This is a genomic window from Legionella sp., from assembly GCF_049790535.1.
Lineage (GTDB): Bacteria > Pseudomonadota > Gammaproteobacteria > Legionellales > Legionellaceae > Legionella.
The window spans coordinates 1-15,440 of sequence record NZ_JBAQZB010000161.1; the positions used below are offsets into that span (position 1 = coordinate 1).

Here is a 15,440-nt window from a genome sequence, read left to right on the forward strand (position 1 = left end):
CTTAATGCTCATTTAAATAGGGTAAGACAATAATTTCAGAGAGCTTTATGACTAAAGAAGAAATGATTTGCCGTATTGTACTTTACGTAACTGGAAAATCTGGTACACAAAAAACCTGTTGTAGTTAATGTTAGAATTATCTGAATTATTGCATTACCGCAATACGGACGTAGTGAATTATTTTCGCCACTATCATCCTGAATTTTCTCTGCAGGAAGCTCAAGTATTATTTGATGATTTATTAGGCTGGATGTGGTTGAATAAGCAAAGAATAAAGCACGGAAAAAAAACTTATCTTTTTGGCCCCTTACTTATTCTTGATAAACTGTGGCACGCCTTTATTTTACATACCCAAGATTACATGAATTTTTCAATACAGTATTTTGGAGCTTATTTTCACCATAATGTGGAGCCGATTGGTTTTGAACATATTATGGAGGAGGATGAACTGCAGGATTATTTGCATGATTGTTTTAGTTATTTGGGTGAGGAATGGGTGGTGCGACGTTTTAAAGAATTTTTATAACGGGATGAAAAGAAATCGGCTTTTTGTAAGCGTTCGCACAATGGTGTCAAGTCGAGACTTTAGCCAAATGAAGCCATGCTTTTTGTAAGGGTTCATATTTACACTGCTGACTTTCATTGATAATGGTTTCTTTAGCTTTATCAGAAAGATGGTGTTTTTTTTGTTGCATTATTGGCTTGTAGGTTATTACTGATTCTACAACAGCAATTTTAATCGATGACAGTTGATACATACCTGCTTCTTTACGAAGTTTGTCGCGTAACTCTGGGATAGCATAACGTAACTGAGATGCCCAGGCAGCTTCTGTGGTAGTTAGAATTAAACACCCTTTATTAAAACTCCCAACGTTGCATGTCCCAGCCAATTCTGCAGGAAGTAACTGCTCGAGTTTTTTTGAAAGTTCCTCCAATTGCACCGAGCGTTGGCAAAGTTCAGCAAGTTGTTTGTTAAAGCAACGATTAATGGGGCGCATTTTAATTTTTTCTTTATTTAAGGAGAAACCCATATAGAATAGCAAATTAATGCGAAATGCAATATTATATTTTTTTGGTTTAGAGTCTGTTTAACAGTTCGCTTTGATAGTAGGAAGCTCAACAGATCTTATCTTTTAAGCAGGTAAGAAATCATAGGTGATCAATGATTGAAAATTTAGATGACAAAAATAGTGTTTATTTTACCCGATTACACTGGATTATATTTTTGGTGCCCGTTTTATTTTTGTGTGTAGTCTTAGCGCTAATTTTTTATTTTCCTCAATTACGTGAAATGGGCTTTGCGCTAGGAGTTTTTGCGCTTGCTTGGGTCTTTATGACTTGGGTTAATTATTATTTCTCGTCGCTGACGATTAAGAAAAATCAGGTAATTTTACGCACGGGTGTCATTATAAGGCAAACTATTGATATTCCATTAAGTAAGATCGAAGCAATAGACATCCGACAGTCAATTATAGGTGGTATGATGCATTATGGTATGCTCAGTATTACGGGGACTGGAGGCACACGGCGTGTCATTAGTTATTTGAATAATCCGTTAACCTGTAGACGTTATATAGAACAATTAATGACTGAGTTGCACTAAGTAACGGTTCATCCTGAATGTCGGGAGAACCCTCTTTGACCGATTTGCAATGAAAAAGCGCTACATCAATGCTCAGATACTGAATGTATGCTGTGCTTGCTGAGTGTTTTTTTCATTTTCTTTTTAGTTGTATGATAGATGCACTAAAACAAATAGTTAACAGCAAGTTTTACGTTATTGGCATTCAAGTTAAAGTATGCACCACCATTTGGATCATATAAACCATAGATGTTTGGTATAACCATATTCATTCCATTGTAATCTGTATAATAATATTCTGCGCGTTTCGACCAATCATTTGCAAAGCCTTATTCAAGACCTCCACCTGCAAGCCAACCTGATTGAGTCGTATTTCTTGAGTAGTGATCACCATTCTCATTTTTATAAAGTACGCGAGCATTGAGATTTTCAACCATACTTTTGATTGCGGGATGACGTGAAATTATTCGATTGATTTCATAAAAACTAAGCGCTTTAATTTGTCCTCTAAATAATGAATTGTATTTTAAAACCCCATCTTCTTGTGCGCCATTCAGTACATCGATCAAATTAATTATACGTTGATTGTTATCACTTAAAATAAGTTCTTTAAGATCTAATTTGTTAATATAAGATGAGGTAAGATATTCATCAGGGCTGACTTGGTTAAGTGTAGGCATCAATAAACACAAATAATTTTGGTTCGAGTGATGGCTTATTTCACGAGCCAACGCCATACAAACTACATTAGCAGGATTTTGAAAATCATGGAGATACTGACAGTTTGTGTCTTGGATTCGTTGCCACCGAAAATCAAAAAATTGAGTAAAAAATTTGTTCATTCTTTCGTGGGGGAGCGTTAATAATAATTTTATTTCAGAAAGAGTAAGATATGCTTTAATGTTATATGTAGGAGTAAGAGGGCTGTAGTTTTTAAGAGCTTCTTCTTGTTGCGTGATTAAGGCTGATATTTTTTTTATTATACGTCGAGTAAACATGATCATTTCCAAGTAAATAACATTGTCAAAAAGCAAAAGATAAATAATGGTAAGGGTACTTACATAATAAACAATTATTTTTTCGGTATGGCTCTAGTTTTGTTCTATTAGCCACACAAAATCGTTAAATAAATTGTCATTAAATCTTAGCTAGTAATTCTTTTCGTGTTTGCTCATCAACAAAAGCAGATTTGATTGCCATTTGGGTAATTGTATTCATTGTTTCATCGCTATAATTATATGATTTCTGAACACGTTCATATTCAAGACCTAAAGTAGTACCCATGAATGGAGGATCATCTGAGTTAATACTGATTTTGATACCGGCTGAATAAAATTTAGGGAAAGGATGGTTCTCCATATTTGTAAATAAACCCAAAAAGATATTGCTTGTAGGGCAAAGTTCTAACGTAATATCTTTGTCTTTTATCATTGCCATGGTTTCTCGAGAGTAAATCGAATTAACACCATGCCCAATACGATGAATAGGCAGATTTTCCATTGCTTCGACCATCCCGTTTGCTGGAGCAAATTCACCGGCATGTACAGTACATTTTAAACCGTTATCAGCGGCAATAGCATACGCTTTAGTGAAGAGTTTTGGTGGGAAATTTGCTTCATCACCACCTAACCCAAAACCAGTGATACAAGGAAAAAGGTCTTTATGACTTTGCTGCGCAATTTGTTCTGCAGCTTTAGCGCCAAAATGACGAACTGCAGTAATAATAATTCGTCCTACAATATCAAATTGTTCTTTGGCATCATTAATGGCTTGTTGGATAGCAGCTAGATGTTCTACTGAAGGAATACCACTAGAGCGCTCTGCATGATCAGGAGAATACATCATTTCTACATAAATAGTTTGTTCTAGTGCACGTGCTCGTAAGTAATCAAAAGTAATATCATAATAATCCTGTGGGGTTTTTATTAATTCAGCAAGTGTGTCAAAGGCTTTTAGAAAATCTAAAAAATCTTTAGACAAATAACTTGTTCCATCAGGAGCAACCAACCCCTGAGGAAAAGTTAATTTATTTCGTTTTGCTAGTTTTTTGCCCAACTCGGGGGTAATTGTACCTTCTAAATGAACATGTAATTCTGCTTTTTTTAAACTCATATCCTAACCCTGTTTTTTAATAAAGAGCCAATGGTAACTTAGATGAAAAAGTTATAAAATACCTGTTTTAAGAATGTGCATTTTTTGGATTAATTATGAATACAAATGATATAGATAAAGCCTATGTAAGTCCTTATGATAAATTTTTATTTGAATTTGACGCGACACATGGTAAATCAGAATCACAAATAAAAGAAATTATTAAACATGCGCATCTTGCGAAGATACGTGATGATAAAGATTATAAAGATAAAAATGATGAAATCTGGAAGGATTTCTAATAATTTATCCTAAAAGCCAATGCAACGCTTTATACGATAGTATTGTCAAAATAGATGCTGCAGGTAAGGTCAGTATCCAAGACATGAAAATATTGCGGATCACAATAAGATTTAATGCACCAATACCTCGTGCCAAACCAACTCCAAGCACGGCCCCTACTAATGTTTGTGTCGCTGAGACGGGAATACCTGTACTGGTTGCTACTACAACAGTTGTTGCAGCAGAAAGAGTTGCTGCAAAAGCACGGCTAGGTGTTAGCGCAGTAATTGCACTTCCTACGGTTTCAATTACCTTTCTTCCATACATTAATAAACCGGTTACTACGCCAACACAACCCAATAAAATAATCCATGACGGGTAGTTATTGGCATTAAAGACTTGATGAGAATGCATTACCAAACTATGAATAATAGTTAACGGCCCAACAGCCAAAGCAACGTCATTGGAACCATGAGCAAAAGTCATTGCACAAGCAGTCATTGCCATGAGCACTGCAAAATACTTTTCCACCTGAATGAAACGAGCTCGTCGTCTCATTCGTATAGGCTCTGGAATAGTTCTGATAAATATCATTCCGAGCACTGTAATCATAATGCTAGTTGCTAAGGTTACAGCCAAATTTTGTTTGAAATTGAGGTGAATATCAAAATGATTTAATCCTTTGAATACAGTAATGAACGACAAAATGGAGCCAATTAAAAAGAGATAAATAGGTATGTACAGTTTGGCTTTGGCTAAAGGATTACTTTTTACGAAAATGGTTTGTTGGATACTGATAAATAATGCATAAGCAGTAATCCCTGAAATCATTGGCGAGGTAATCCAGCTAATGGCAATACGGCTAACCTGGTTCCAATGAATGGCATCAGGACCGAGTACAGTTGCTCCAAAACCAACCATTGAGCCTACTAAGGCATTGGTAATGGATACTGGGACACCAATATAACTGGCAAGGTTCATCCATATTGTGCAGGCTAAAAGAACTCCTAACATACCCTCTACTAAAATTAAAGGTTGTCCAGATAATTGGCTGGTGTTAATGATCCCATCCCGCATGGTTTCAGTAACACCATTTCCTCCTAAAAATGCACCAGCGAATTCAAAAACAATCGCAATAAGCATCGCTTGCCTGACGGTTACTGCTTTTGAACCCATGGTAGTACTCATGACGTTGGCCAAATCATTAGCACCAACTCCCCAAGTCATTAAAAAACAAAGAATGACAGCAATAGAGAGATAAGCAATTGAATAATCCATAAGTGTTTTACTACCGAGCAATTAGAATTTGTAGTCGACTACCCACCGTTTGGGCATAATCGGCCAAATCATCGATCCACTGGACCAACTTATAAAGAAAGACTATATCTATTGCAGATAAATCTTTTTCGATTTCGAAAATACGACATCTCAATTCTGCCAGTAATTCGTCACTTTTATGTTCAATTTCATAAAGCGTCAAGATCATTTCTTCAACAATCTTAACCTCAGAACCTCTGAATCCGGTTTCCAACAATTCATCTAATTCATTAATTGCATTACATGCTTGCCTGGAGGCATCAAGGCAATTATGCAAAAAAGGCATAAAGAGAGGCGTGAGTATCTCAGGAATTATCATTTTTCTGCTAATAATTAAACTGGTAATGTCTTCTGCTTTATTTGCAATACGATCTTGGGCACTAAGCAACTCAAGTAAGTCAGTCCGTGATACGGGCAAGAAAAGTCCGGTCGGTAAATGAAGACGCAGATCGCGTTTGATCAGATCGGCTTCTTTTTCCAGAGAAATTATCCTGTCTTTAATATTACTGGCAGTTTGCCAATCTTTTTTTAATACTGCTTCAAAAAACGGGTAGAGCTGCCTGACACATTGGTGCACTTTGTGCATGTGCTGTTCTATCGGCCTTATCGGTGAAGGACCAAACATATTAAATATGCTACCCATAATGGTCTCGGTGAAAAAATTTTTTAAAGTATACCCAAACTTTTATAGGAACAAAACTATTGATTCCTTATATTTACTATTAGGGTAAGTTTATTTTAAACGTAGGACATGACTTTCATAATGTTTTTAGGCTAAATTATTTTTATGATCAATAACTTGCTAATCAACCTAGTAATATATTACTTAAGTAAGATCTTTGTTCAACGGTTAGCAATGTATGTCAAAAGTTTCTATTAGAAGTGGTCAAAGTTCTGTAAATAGCAGTACAAAATCCAATAGATGGTAATTTACAAGTGCACATTGTGTTTATAATGTATACTTAACTTGAAACTATCCTTTCAGGAGGCAACATGACCACAATAAATTCCTTAGCAAATCATTTGTTGATCGCGATGCCTTCATTACACGATCCTAATTTTGAAAAAACGGTGATTTATCTTTGTGAACATCGTAAAGAGGGTTCTGTTGGTTTAATTATTAATCTTCCAATGCAATTTTCTTTATCATTGGTATTTGAGCAATTAGGGATTGAGCCGATTCGTCCTGAGCAGAACCATTTTCCGTTAATGTTTGGGGGGCCTGTGCAGCCAGAAAGAGGATTTGTAGTTCATAAGCAGTTAGGCAAGTGGCAGTCTAGTTTGTTTTTGCAAGATGACGTGACGGTAACTACTTCAAATGATATTATTCGTGCTATGGCTGCAAACAAAGGGCCAAAAGATGTATTGGTTGCTTTGGGTTTTAGTGGCTGGGTAAGTAGTCAATTGGAAAAAGAAATTAGGGATAATACATGGTTAGTTTGTCCTTATCGCTCCGAAATTCTTTATGAAGTTCCCTTTGAAGAACGTTGGGATTATGCGGGCACTACTTTAGGTATCAAAATGAATCAATTAAGCGAAAATATCGGTCATGCCTGACGGAGTTTATCTAAGTTTTGATTTTGGTTACAAGCGCATTGGGGTTGCTGTAGGCCAACGGCTAACTTGCAGTGCTTCTCCTTTAGCAACCATTGCTGCGCAAACCGGTGTTCCTGATTGGAATGTTATTGGCAAAGTAATCGCTCAATGGGCTCCTCAAGCGTTAATCGTAGGTATTCCTACGCGTATTGATGGTAGTGAATTATACACAACTTCTGCTGCACGCCGTTTTGCCAAAGAATTAAGAAAACGCTTTGCTTTGTCTGTTCATTTAACGGACGAGCGACTTTCTACAGTAGAGGCTAGGGGACAGCTTTTTGCTCAAGGAGGTTATAAAAAAATTAAAGAAACGGAAGTAGATAGCATAGCCGCCTGTGTTATACTTGAGCAGTGGTTGCAACATCCTAAATTAGATTAAACGAGATTGTATGAATCATTTTTTAGAAATTAGTCGATTATCGCGCCAACAGATTGAATCGTTACTAGAGCGAGCTTTTTCTTTTAAACAACAAACTAATTACCCAATTTACCCTCAGCACACTGTTGCTCATTTATTTTATGAAAACAGTACACGAACCCGAGTAAGTTTTGAGTTGGCTGCTAATCATTTGTCTATGCCGGTGATAAATTTAGACTTACCTAACTCTTCAGAGACAAAGGGTGAAGTAATTGAAGATACGATTAAGACCTTGGCTGCAATGGGGATTAAGTATTTTGTGCTTCGTCATCAGTATAATGGATTACCACAAAATCTGGCTGATAAATTAGGAGACGCGGTGCATTTAATCAATGCAGGTGATGGTACGCATGCGCATCCGAGCCAGGCATTGCTCGACCTCATGACGATTCTTGAGCAAAAACCATATTTGGAGCGGTTAAAAATAGTTATTGTGGGCGATATTCGTCATTCACGAGTTGCAAATTCATTTCAATGCATGTGCAGCAAATTGGGTGTAAGGGAATTGGTTTTAATTGCCCCAGAGCTTTGGCAACCACAAACCATACATTATGGTCGAGTAAGTAAGGATTTGCGTGATGGTTTAGCGAATGCGGATGTGATCATCTGCTTAAGGGTACAACGTGAGCGTTTATTGACCTCAGAGCATCTGGATTTGGACTCTTATCGCAATGATTTTGCTTTAACACAGAAGAGCTTAGCTTATGCTCAACCTGATGTGATGGTAATGCATCCTGGACCCATGAATCGAGGGATAGAGATTGATGATGAGGTTGCTGATGGCCCTCATTCTTTTATTTTACAACAAGTTAGTAATGGCGTTTTTGCACGAATGGCAATTTTTGATGCGTTAGTCCAGGATCTGTAAATCTACCTTAGGATGCAGGTAAAATTATCGAGGCGTCTGTAAATTATGTTTAAATGACAAGGCTTGCTGCAGGTGCTTTAAAGTAACTGGAATGCTGGCATCCATATCTGCAATAGTCCGAGCTACTTTAAGCAAACGATGATAACCTCGAGCTGATAACTTTAATTGAGTCACCGCCTGGCTTAAAAGATGATGCTCTTTGGTACCTAAAGCACAAACCTCTTCACAAGCTTTGGCACTTAAATTTGTATTAATACAATTTTGCCTTGCTAATTGTATCGCACGTCCTTGAATTACTTTTTCTCGGATTATCTCACTTTGTTTCTTTGATTTTGTGTTCGGTTTTAATAATTCTTCCTGGCTTAATGCTTGAACACGAACATGCATATCAATACGATCTAATAAGGGAGCGGAGAGTTTGCTAAGATAGCGATTAATTCGATCAGGACTGCATACACAGTTTGCCTGGGGATTACCCCATTGACCGCAAGGACAGGGATTCATCGCTGCCAGTAATTGGAATTGAGCTGGAAATTCGGTTTGTGCCGCTGCTCTGGAAATGCATATAGTCCCTGATTCTAGTGGTTGTCTTAATGTTTCAAGAACCTGTCTGTTAAATTCAGGCAATTCATCCAAAAACAATACCCCATGATGTGCTAAAGAAATTTCTCCAGGTTTGGGGGGGTTGCCACCACCAACCAAAGAGATTGGTGAAGCGGTATGATGGGGAGCACGAAAGGGTGGTGAGCGCCATTCTTTGAAATCAGGTAATTTGCCACGAATGGAATTGATGGCTGCGCATTCAAGCGCTTGAGTTTCTGATAATTGTGGTAATAATGTGTTAAAACGTTTGGCTAGCATAGTTTTTCCACTACCTGGGACTCCGCTGAGTAAAATGCTGTGCCCACCACATGCCGCAATTTCCATAGCTTTTTTGGCATGAAATTGCCCTTTAATATCGGACCAATCCAGCTCATATTGCTTTGTATCCTGATATGGTTGGGGTGGTAGAGACTGTAAAGGAGTACCTTGACTAATATAACTGCAAATTTCACGCAAATTGTTAGCAGTATAAACTCCTTGATGCCCAGTTAATGATGCTTCTGCTGCATTGGCAGCGGCAATAATGAGTATGTTTTTGTCTTTATGGACTGCTAAAACAGCAGGAATAATAGCAGAAACGCCTCTAAGTTCACCGCTTAAAGCCAATTCACCAATGAATTCATGTTCATTAAGGTTTTGTTGGGGAAGTTGATGAGAAGCAGCAAGAATTCCTAAAGCAATGGGTAAGTCAAAACCACTACCTGTTTTGGGTAAATCGGCCGGTCCTAAATTCACAGTAATTTTACGACAAGGAAATTCAAATTGACTGTTGATAATGGCAGAGCGCACGCGGTCTTTACTTTCTTTTACTGCAGTTTCAGCAAGACCTACAATGGTAAAGCTTGGTAAACCGTTTGATAAATGGACTTCTACTGATACGGGTTGCGCTAATATGCCAATGGTACTGCGTGTTTTTGTAAACGCTAAATTCATTAGGGGCTTATTCCTTATAATTAAATTGGACTCTACTTGGCGATAAAATTTCCTAATATCGACTCATTACACTGCTTTGTAGTTTGGCCTTATGAGCTAACTTATCGTTCTGATTATTTTTTCTTTTTATCTTGCTCACACATCAATTCATCCACTTGTTTCTGAAGGGATTCCAATTTTTCACGGGTGCGTGCTAATACTTTGCTTTGTACATCAAATTCTTCGCGTGTCACAAGATCCATATGAGTAAATGAAGATTGCAATACTTCTTTAAATTTTTGTTGGATGTCTTTTTCAATATTTTGTAAACTGGACGGAAGTGCAGTAAAAAGCTTTTTTGCCAAATCATCAAATTGCTTGGGGTCGAACATGATCACTCCATTTTTATTTTTGCAAAGAGTCTAACAAAAGTCTAATCACAGCGGAATACATTATGAAAATGATTACAGCAATTATTAAACCTTTTAAGTTGGATGATGTTCATGAAGCATTAATGGATATTAATGTACCTGGGATCACTATTTCTGAAACACGTGGTTTTGGACGACAAAAAGGTCATACTGAATTATATCGAGGTGCTGAATATGTGGTTGATTTTCTTCCAAAAATTAAGATAGAACTCGCTTTGCCGGATGATATGGTGGAGTTGGCAATAGAAGCTCTTTGTAAATCAGCATATACCGGAAAAATTGGTGACGGTAAGATTTTTGTTTATGATTTACAACATGTAGTGCGAATACGGACTGGTGAAATTGACGCAGATGCTTTAACTTAGAGCTCTTAAGGATTGTGCCAATAAATTGCTCGTTGGGTAATCACGGCAGTAAGGGGAATATCCCAAGGGTACGGTTGAATATAATCCACACGTTGAAACTGATAACCTACACCTAACAGAGTACAATTGGTCTTATCTTTAAATGTCCTGTCATAGTAGCCTGCGCCCATGCCCAAACGAGTACAACGTACATCAAAAGCTACTAAAGGCATTAAAATCAAATCCAATTCTTCAGCAGGTAGGGCTAAATCATGACTCACATCCGGTTCCGGAATGCCATAGCGATTTTTTTTAAAAGAAGTTGCCGGCGTCGCTGGTAGAAAAGACAGAGTTAAATGTTCCTCATTTATTGCAGGAAAATAACAGAATTTCCCATGTAATGGGGCACTATTCCAGATACTTGTTAAATCAATTTCTCCGTTAATGGCAAAGTAAAGGGCAATACGCTTGGCATGACGATACTGTTCTAATGAACGTATTCGAGTACAAATTTGATTAGATGCTGTTAAACGATATGAAAGAGATATTTTGGAACGTATTTGTTTCATGGTATCTCTTAATGCTTTTTTTACTTGATCCACCATATTCATACATGTCAATTAGTATTGTTTATTATCATTTTTTTATTCTTAAAGTGCAAGTAGTAACAGTGTAGAAAAATTTTTGTAACTCTTTTGGATGGGTTGAGTTGTAATGGAACAAATATTTTTATTTAAAATTACAAATACGAATAATTAAAATGAATGAAGCACTAGGCAAGAAAAAAGAAATAAGGTATATAGCCGTTTTGGTATTATTTGATTGTGGTTTTTAAGTTAATAAATCATTGAGAGAACGATATATGAGTGATTTGTTTGAAGAGGATGAGGAAGGTACTGATGTTGAAATTGATGATTTTGACAATGTAGAGGACGAAATACATGATGGTTCTAACATTGGTGAGACCAATTGTCGTGATTTAGATGCACGCAGACGGTTGGAAAATATGTTAGATGAAAAACGTTTGCGCGATGAATTGGATGATTTTGGGGACTATTAAACGTTAATTATCATTCCTAACACAAGTAACATCAGTGAATTTTATTAGGGCATGTTAACGATTTGTAACCTGCCTATGTGTCCTAATAATATCTAAATTTTTTTGAGCGTTTAAATTGAAATTGCTCGATACTTATTAATTTGAATTTAAATAAGCAAAGAATAATTAAGACTACTCCAGCGATAATTATACCACTATTTCGATAAAAAGAGTCTTGTGTTAATAAGATATCCATACCTGCATAGCCAAAATAAGTATAAATAATTTCAGGCGGAATAAGGAATATCAAGGTAGTGAGGAGGTATGTGCGGAATCTAATTCCAGTTACACCTAAACCATAATTAACGATGTTAAACGGAATGATAGGAAATAATCGCAGTAAGGCACCAAACATCCACCCCTTTTGATCCACTTCATTAATTAGCTTACTGATTTTTGCTTCTTTTTTACGAGAAAACCAATCAGAAATCAAATGACGCGTAATCAGAAAAGAACAGGCTGCACCCAAGGTTGCACCCAATAAATTGAGTACGGTGCCAAAGAGCGGGCCAAAAATAGCACCTCCAGCTAAAGTGATTACCATTGTGGGTAAGAACATTATTGTTGCTAAACAATAAATAACTAAAAAAAGAATGGGGGTGAACCAACCAAGCTGATTAACCCAATTAATGATTTCTATTGAGTATTTTTGGAAAAAAAACGCAGTTGTAATTAAAGTCACAGAAACTAAAATAATAAGAACTATTTTACTAAAATGAATTTGACACTTCATAACGCTCCCTTAATCAAAACTCCTTTCGACTAGCCAGAGTACCATTATACACCATAAAACCCTACATTTTCGTAAAACTAAGATGACGATGCATCTTTTAACCTCTATGTCCTATTATCACGATGATAGTGATTAAGAGCATGTTTTTAAATATAAATCCATCGTTAATTTTTGCATTTCAGTTGACTCCTATAGACCTAGCCAACCTATCATGAGCATCACTAGTCCTTAATAGAAAAAAACTACAGCAACTGCTTTAGTTTGTGGCCGCAGGGATCAAGATAATACACAAAAAATGTTGATGTGTATCTTGAGTTGTTCTTGCAATGGCACGGTGACTGATTATTCTGGCCGGACATTCAAAAACATTACTGCCTTTGAATATGCTCTGGGCATTAGATGTAAGGTATATGGCACCTATGATGCTTGATTGCCTGGAGTGGGGTGGCATATCGCTGATTTGCTACTGCTCAAGCAAAAATTACAGTCTGGCCCTATAGCTCAATGGGATGTTTATCGAATTATTTAATTGATTTCAGAAATTGATCGTTACTATTTTTGAAATCTTATAAAATGGGCTTTAGAATTGTCAAAGTTATGTTATAACATGTACATTTGATAAAGGGTATATTGAAGATGAATTATCGCCCGGATATTGATGGTTTAAGGGCTATTGCTATTCTGTTTGTTTTATTTTTTCATAGTGGTCTAAAATTATTTCCCTCAGGTTTTATCGGTGTTGATGTATTCTTTGTTATTTCTGGATTTTTGATTACCCGTATTATTTATGATTCCTTGCAAAATAATCATTTTTCTTTTATGGAATTTTATAGTCGAAGATTATGGCGTTTACAGCCAGTATTTCTTTGTTTGATATTCAGCACTATTTTTCTAACTTTATTTTTCTATTTACCGGAAGATTTGCTTCAATATTTCAAGAGTGCTCGCAAAACTTCTCTTTTTATTTCAAATACTTTTTTTGAAAGAATTACAAAAGACTATTTTTCACCAACCCATACCGAATTACCTTTATTACATACTTGGTCATTATCCATCGAATGGCAATGTTATCTGATTTTTCCTATTGTAATTTATTTTCTTCATCGTATCTTTAGTAAAGATCATAGTGCTAAGATCATCTATTTACTTACGATTCTTTTTTTTGCAATAACCTTATTTTTTTCTTCAAAAAATCCTGCAACAAATTATTACCATTTATCAAGTCGCATTTTTGAATTTTTAATCGGTTCTTGTATTGTATTTGACTCTAATCGTTTTTCCTTTAAAAAATATTTTTTAGAATTGATAAATATAGCTGCTCTTTTATGCTTATTTTACATGGCAATGAGCAGCAACATTAACCGAGGATTCCCCAATGGGTATACTTTTATTTTGTGCGCCGCAACAGGGATACTAATTGCTGCAGGAAAAAACAATTCTAAATCCATTCTAACTCAATTGCTTTCTGTGAAACCTTTGGTATTCATAGGATTACTTTCTTATTCTTTATATATTTGGCATTGGCCGGTATTTGTATTTATTCGTTATTCAAAAATTGAAGAAACAACGTTAGTTTTATTATTAGCATTTAGTTTAATCTTTATTATGGCTTTTTTCTCTTGGCGATTCATTGAAAAACCGACACAAAAATTTAATAAGATTAAATTCAGATATAGTCTGACGTATTTATTCCTTTTACCTGTTTTAGTACTTCACATTAGTGATTATGTAGTTAAAAAAAATGAAGGATTTCCTCAACGTTTTGAGGAAAATAATAAGATTGATGCCCAATTAAAACACTACGTTAATCCTTTAAGGTCATTGTGCTTGCAGGAAAAAAATATTGAAATAAATGCTAATTGTGTTCTTGGAACTAAAAATTCAACGAGTAAAACGGGTTTTATGTTTGGTGATTCTCATGCGAATCATTTATGGGGATTTATGGATACGCTCGCTCACAAAGCTAATTTATCCGTTCTTGCTCATTCAACCGCTGCTTGTCTTTCTTTACCAGGGATCCAACAATATGATTGGAATAACCGCATTTATACAGCATGCCATGAACAAACTGAACGTTATTATAGTATGATCAAGACCAATCATTATGATTTTGTGATCTTAGGGCAGAACTGGGATGGTTATTTTTATAAATTAATTAATAATGAGCCTATTGATAAGGCACAACAACGAATTGAAAAAGCTTTAAATAACGCGTTGCAAATTATTATTGCTTCAGGAGCTAAACCAGTTTTAATCAAATCAATTGTAGCAAGTGATTCTTATAATTGTTTTTTAAGTCATATAAAACAACGAAGAAAATATAATCCTGACGAATGTAATTTCGATATGAAGTCTAATAAATCGGAATGGCAGGATGATTTGTTTTTACATATGAAAAATAAATACACTCAATTAATAATTATTGACCTCCAAAAGGTGCAATGTCCAAACAGTCGATGCACAGCAGATATTAATGGTATACCTGTATTTCGTGACTCAGGACATATAACCGACTTTGCTTCTTACCACTTAGCAGACAGTTACTTAAAACAATATAATAATCCCTTAGTAACGTAAGCCCATATTTGTCATTAAGAAGCCAATTTCATCATTAACAGACCAATAACAATCAAGCCAGCAGCGATTAGTCGCATGGTGTTTGCTGGTTCTCCTAAAATAAGAAGACCCACTATGAACGCGCCGATAGCACCGATACCTGTCCAAACCGTATATGCTGTTCCCAAAGGAAGACTTTTCATCGATATAGCTAAGAGTACAACACTAGCAACCATTCCTAGAAGTGTAATGATAGAAGGGATAAGCAGAGTAAATCCGTCAGACTGTTTCATAAAAAAGGCCCATATTACTTCAAATATGCCAGCAAAAAACAACAAGATCCAAGCCATAGTATTATTTCCGTCTTTAAAAGTTTGGTTGTTTCATTTTATAATTCATAGATTATAAACGATTAAACATGTATTCTGAATGATGCTCACACAAATAAACATACATTAAAAGTAAGCTTCCATTTTAGTAAATAACGCCAGTTATGGATAAGAAAATTATAATTACTTGAAAAAATATTGAATAAAAAGATGGTGCTTGATAGATTTCTCTCTTTTTTAAACCGCCAAGTTATGAAAGGAGTCGAAATGCTATTAGCA

At 35.8% G+C, this 15,440-nt stretch carries 19 protein-coding genes; 9 read left to right on the forward strand and 10 right to left on the reverse strand.

Features of this window, described 5'->3' with window-relative positions; genetic code table 11:
- Window positions 1–127 precede the first annotated feature (127 nt).
- Window positions 128–526 (forward strand): hypothetical protein, encoded by a 399-nt coding sequence (locus WA877_RS11060; RefSeq protein ID WP_425170972.1) that lies wholly within the window; start codon window positions 128–130, stop codon window positions 524–526.
- A gap of 46 nt (window positions 527–572) precedes the next feature.
- On the opposite strand, the gene WA877_RS11065 is transcribed toward WA877_RS11060, so the two are convergent.
- Window positions 573–998 carry a DciA family protein gene (locus tag WA877_RS11065; protein WP_425170973.1) on the reverse strand — a complete coding sequence of 142 codons (426 nt, stop codon included), beginning with the start codon at window positions 996–998 and terminating at the stop codon, window positions 573–575.
- Window positions 999–1,162: 164 nt separating this feature from the next.
- On the opposite strand from WA877_RS11065, the gene WA877_RS11070 reads away from it, so the two are divergent.
- A complete protein-coding gene (locus WA877_RS11070) occupies window positions 1,163–1,603 on the forward strand; it encodes a PH domain-containing protein (protein ID WP_425170974.1) in 441 nt (146 codons plus the stop codon).
- Window positions 1,604–1,911: 308 nt separating this feature from the next.
- On the opposite strand, the gene WA877_RS11075 is transcribed toward WA877_RS11070, so the two are convergent.
- Together WA877_RS11075 and WA877_RS11080 are read right to left on the reverse strand one after the other, a co-directional pair.
- Window positions 1,912–2,580, reverse strand: a complete 669-nt coding sequence (locus WA877_RS11075; RefSeq protein WP_425170975.1) for a hypothetical protein — start codon at window positions 2,578–2,580, stop codon at window positions 1,912–1,914.
- A 139-nt stretch (window positions 2,581–2,719) separates the two neighbouring features.
- Complete coding sequence (locus tag WA877_RS11080) at window positions 2,720–3,694, reverse strand: adenosine deaminase (RefSeq protein WP_425170976.1); 975 nt, start codon at window positions 3,692–3,694, stop codon at window positions 2,720–2,722.
- A gap of 95 nt (window positions 3,695–3,789) precedes the next feature.
- Between WA877_RS11080 and WA877_RS11085 the strand changes: the two genes are divergently transcribed.
- A complete protein-coding gene (locus WA877_RS11085; protein ID WP_425170977.1) occupies window positions 3,790–3,975 on the forward strand; it encodes a CBU_0585 family protein in 186 nt (61 codons plus the stop codon).
- Window positions 3,976–3,979: 4 nt separating this feature from the next.
- Here the strand turns inward: WA877_RS11085 and WA877_RS11090 are convergent, their stop codons facing one another.
- On the reverse strand, window positions 3,980–5,233 hold the full coding sequence (locus WA877_RS11090; RefSeq protein ID WP_425170978.1) for an inorganic phosphate transporter: 1,254 nt from the start codon (window positions 5,231–5,233) through the stop codon (window positions 3,980–3,982).
- Window positions 5,234–5,243: 10 nt separating this feature from the next.
- Entirely contained in the window at window positions 5,244–5,915 is a 672-nt protein-coding gene (locus WA877_RS11095) for a TIGR00153 family protein (RefSeq protein ID WP_425170979.1), read from the reverse strand.
- Between the two features lie 350 nt (window positions 5,916–6,265).
- On the opposite strand from WA877_RS11095, the gene WA877_RS11100 reads away from it, so the two are divergent.
- The 3 genes from WA877_RS11100 to WA877_RS11110 are packed head-to-tail and all read left to right on the forward strand — an operon-like array spanning window position 6,266 to window position 8,154.
- On the forward strand, window positions 6,266–6,829 hold the full coding sequence (locus WA877_RS11100) for a YqgE/AlgH family protein (protein WP_425170980.1): 564 nt from the start codon (window positions 6,266–6,268) through the stop codon (window positions 6,827–6,829).
- Complete coding sequence (ruvX, locus tag WA877_RS11105) at window positions 6,822–7,247, forward strand: Holliday junction resolvase RuvX (protein ID WP_425170981.1); 426 nt, start codon at window positions 6,822–6,824, stop codon at window positions 7,245–7,247. The genes WA877_RS11100 and ruvX overlap by 8 nt, the downstream gene beginning before the upstream one ends.
- Window positions 7,248–7,257: 10 nt before the next feature.
- Complete coding sequence (locus WA877_RS11110) at window positions 7,258–8,154, forward strand: aspartate carbamoyltransferase catalytic subunit (RefSeq protein WP_425170982.1); 897 nt, start codon at window positions 7,258–7,260, stop codon at window positions 8,152–8,154.
- A gap of 24 nt (window positions 8,155–8,178) precedes the next feature.
- Here WA877_RS11110 and WA877_RS11115 read toward each other — a convergent pair whose 3' ends face one another.
- The gene (locus WA877_RS11115; RefSeq protein WP_425170983.1) at window positions 8,179–9,690 is read right to left on the reverse strand and encodes a YifB family Mg chelatase-like AAA ATPase; all 1,512 of its coding nucleotides are present in this window, start codon (window positions 9,688–9,690) and stop codon (window positions 8,179–8,181) included.
- Window positions 9,691–9,803: 113 nt separating this feature from the next.
- Window positions 9,804–10,061: a ubiquinone biosynthesis accessory factor UbiK gene (ubiK, locus tag WA877_RS11120; RefSeq protein WP_425170984.1), complete on the reverse strand. Its 258-nt coding sequence runs from the start codon at window positions 10,059–10,061 to the stop codon at window positions 9,804–9,806.
- A gap of 62 nt (window positions 10,062–10,123) precedes the next feature.
- Between ubiK and WA877_RS11125 the strand changes: the two genes are divergently transcribed.
- Window positions 10,124–10,465, forward strand: coding sequence for a P-II family nitrogen regulator (locus WA877_RS11125; RefSeq protein ID WP_425170985.1), 342 nt, complete (start codon window positions 10,124–10,126; stop codon window positions 10,463–10,465).
- Window positions 10,466–10,470: 5 nt separating this feature from the next.
- Here WA877_RS11125 and WA877_RS11130 read toward each other — a convergent pair whose 3' ends face one another.
- Window positions 10,471–11,049 (reverse strand): 5-formyltetrahydrofolate cyclo-ligase, encoded by a 579-nt coding sequence (locus tag WA877_RS11130; RefSeq protein ID WP_425170990.1) that lies wholly within the window; start codon window positions 11,047–11,049, stop codon window positions 10,471–10,473.
- Window positions 11,050–11,306: 257 nt separating this feature from the next.
- On the opposite strand from WA877_RS11130, the gene WA877_RS11135 reads away from it, so the two are divergent.
- Window positions 11,307–11,504 carry a PA3496 family putative envelope integrity protein gene (locus tag WA877_RS11135; RefSeq protein ID WP_425170986.1) on the forward strand — a complete coding sequence of 66 codons (198 nt, stop codon included), beginning with the start codon at window positions 11,307–11,309 and terminating at the stop codon, window positions 11,502–11,504.
- A gap of 82 nt (window positions 11,505–11,586) precedes the next feature.
- Here the strand turns inward: WA877_RS11135 and WA877_RS11140 are convergent, their stop codons facing one another.
- Window positions 11,587–12,276 (reverse strand): TVP38/TMEM64 family protein, encoded by a 690-nt coding sequence (locus WA877_RS11140; RefSeq protein WP_425170987.1) that lies wholly within the window; start codon window positions 12,274–12,276, stop codon window positions 11,587–11,589.
- A gap of 636 nt (window positions 12,277–12,912) precedes the next feature.
- Here WA877_RS11140 and WA877_RS11145 point away from each other — a divergent pair.
- Window positions 12,913–14,853: an acyltransferase family protein gene (locus tag WA877_RS11145; RefSeq protein WP_425170988.1), complete on the forward strand. Its 1,941-nt coding sequence runs from the start codon at window positions 12,913–12,915 to the stop codon at window positions 14,851–14,853.
- A 14-nt stretch (window positions 14,854–14,867) separates the two neighbouring features.
- Here the strand turns inward: WA877_RS11145 and WA877_RS11150 are convergent, their stop codons facing one another.
- Window positions 14,868–15,182 (reverse strand): DMT family transporter, encoded by a 315-nt coding sequence (locus tag WA877_RS11150; RefSeq protein ID WP_425170989.1) that lies wholly within the window; start codon window positions 15,180–15,182, stop codon window positions 14,868–14,870.
- Between the last annotated feature and the right edge of the window lie 258 nt (window positions 15,183–15,440).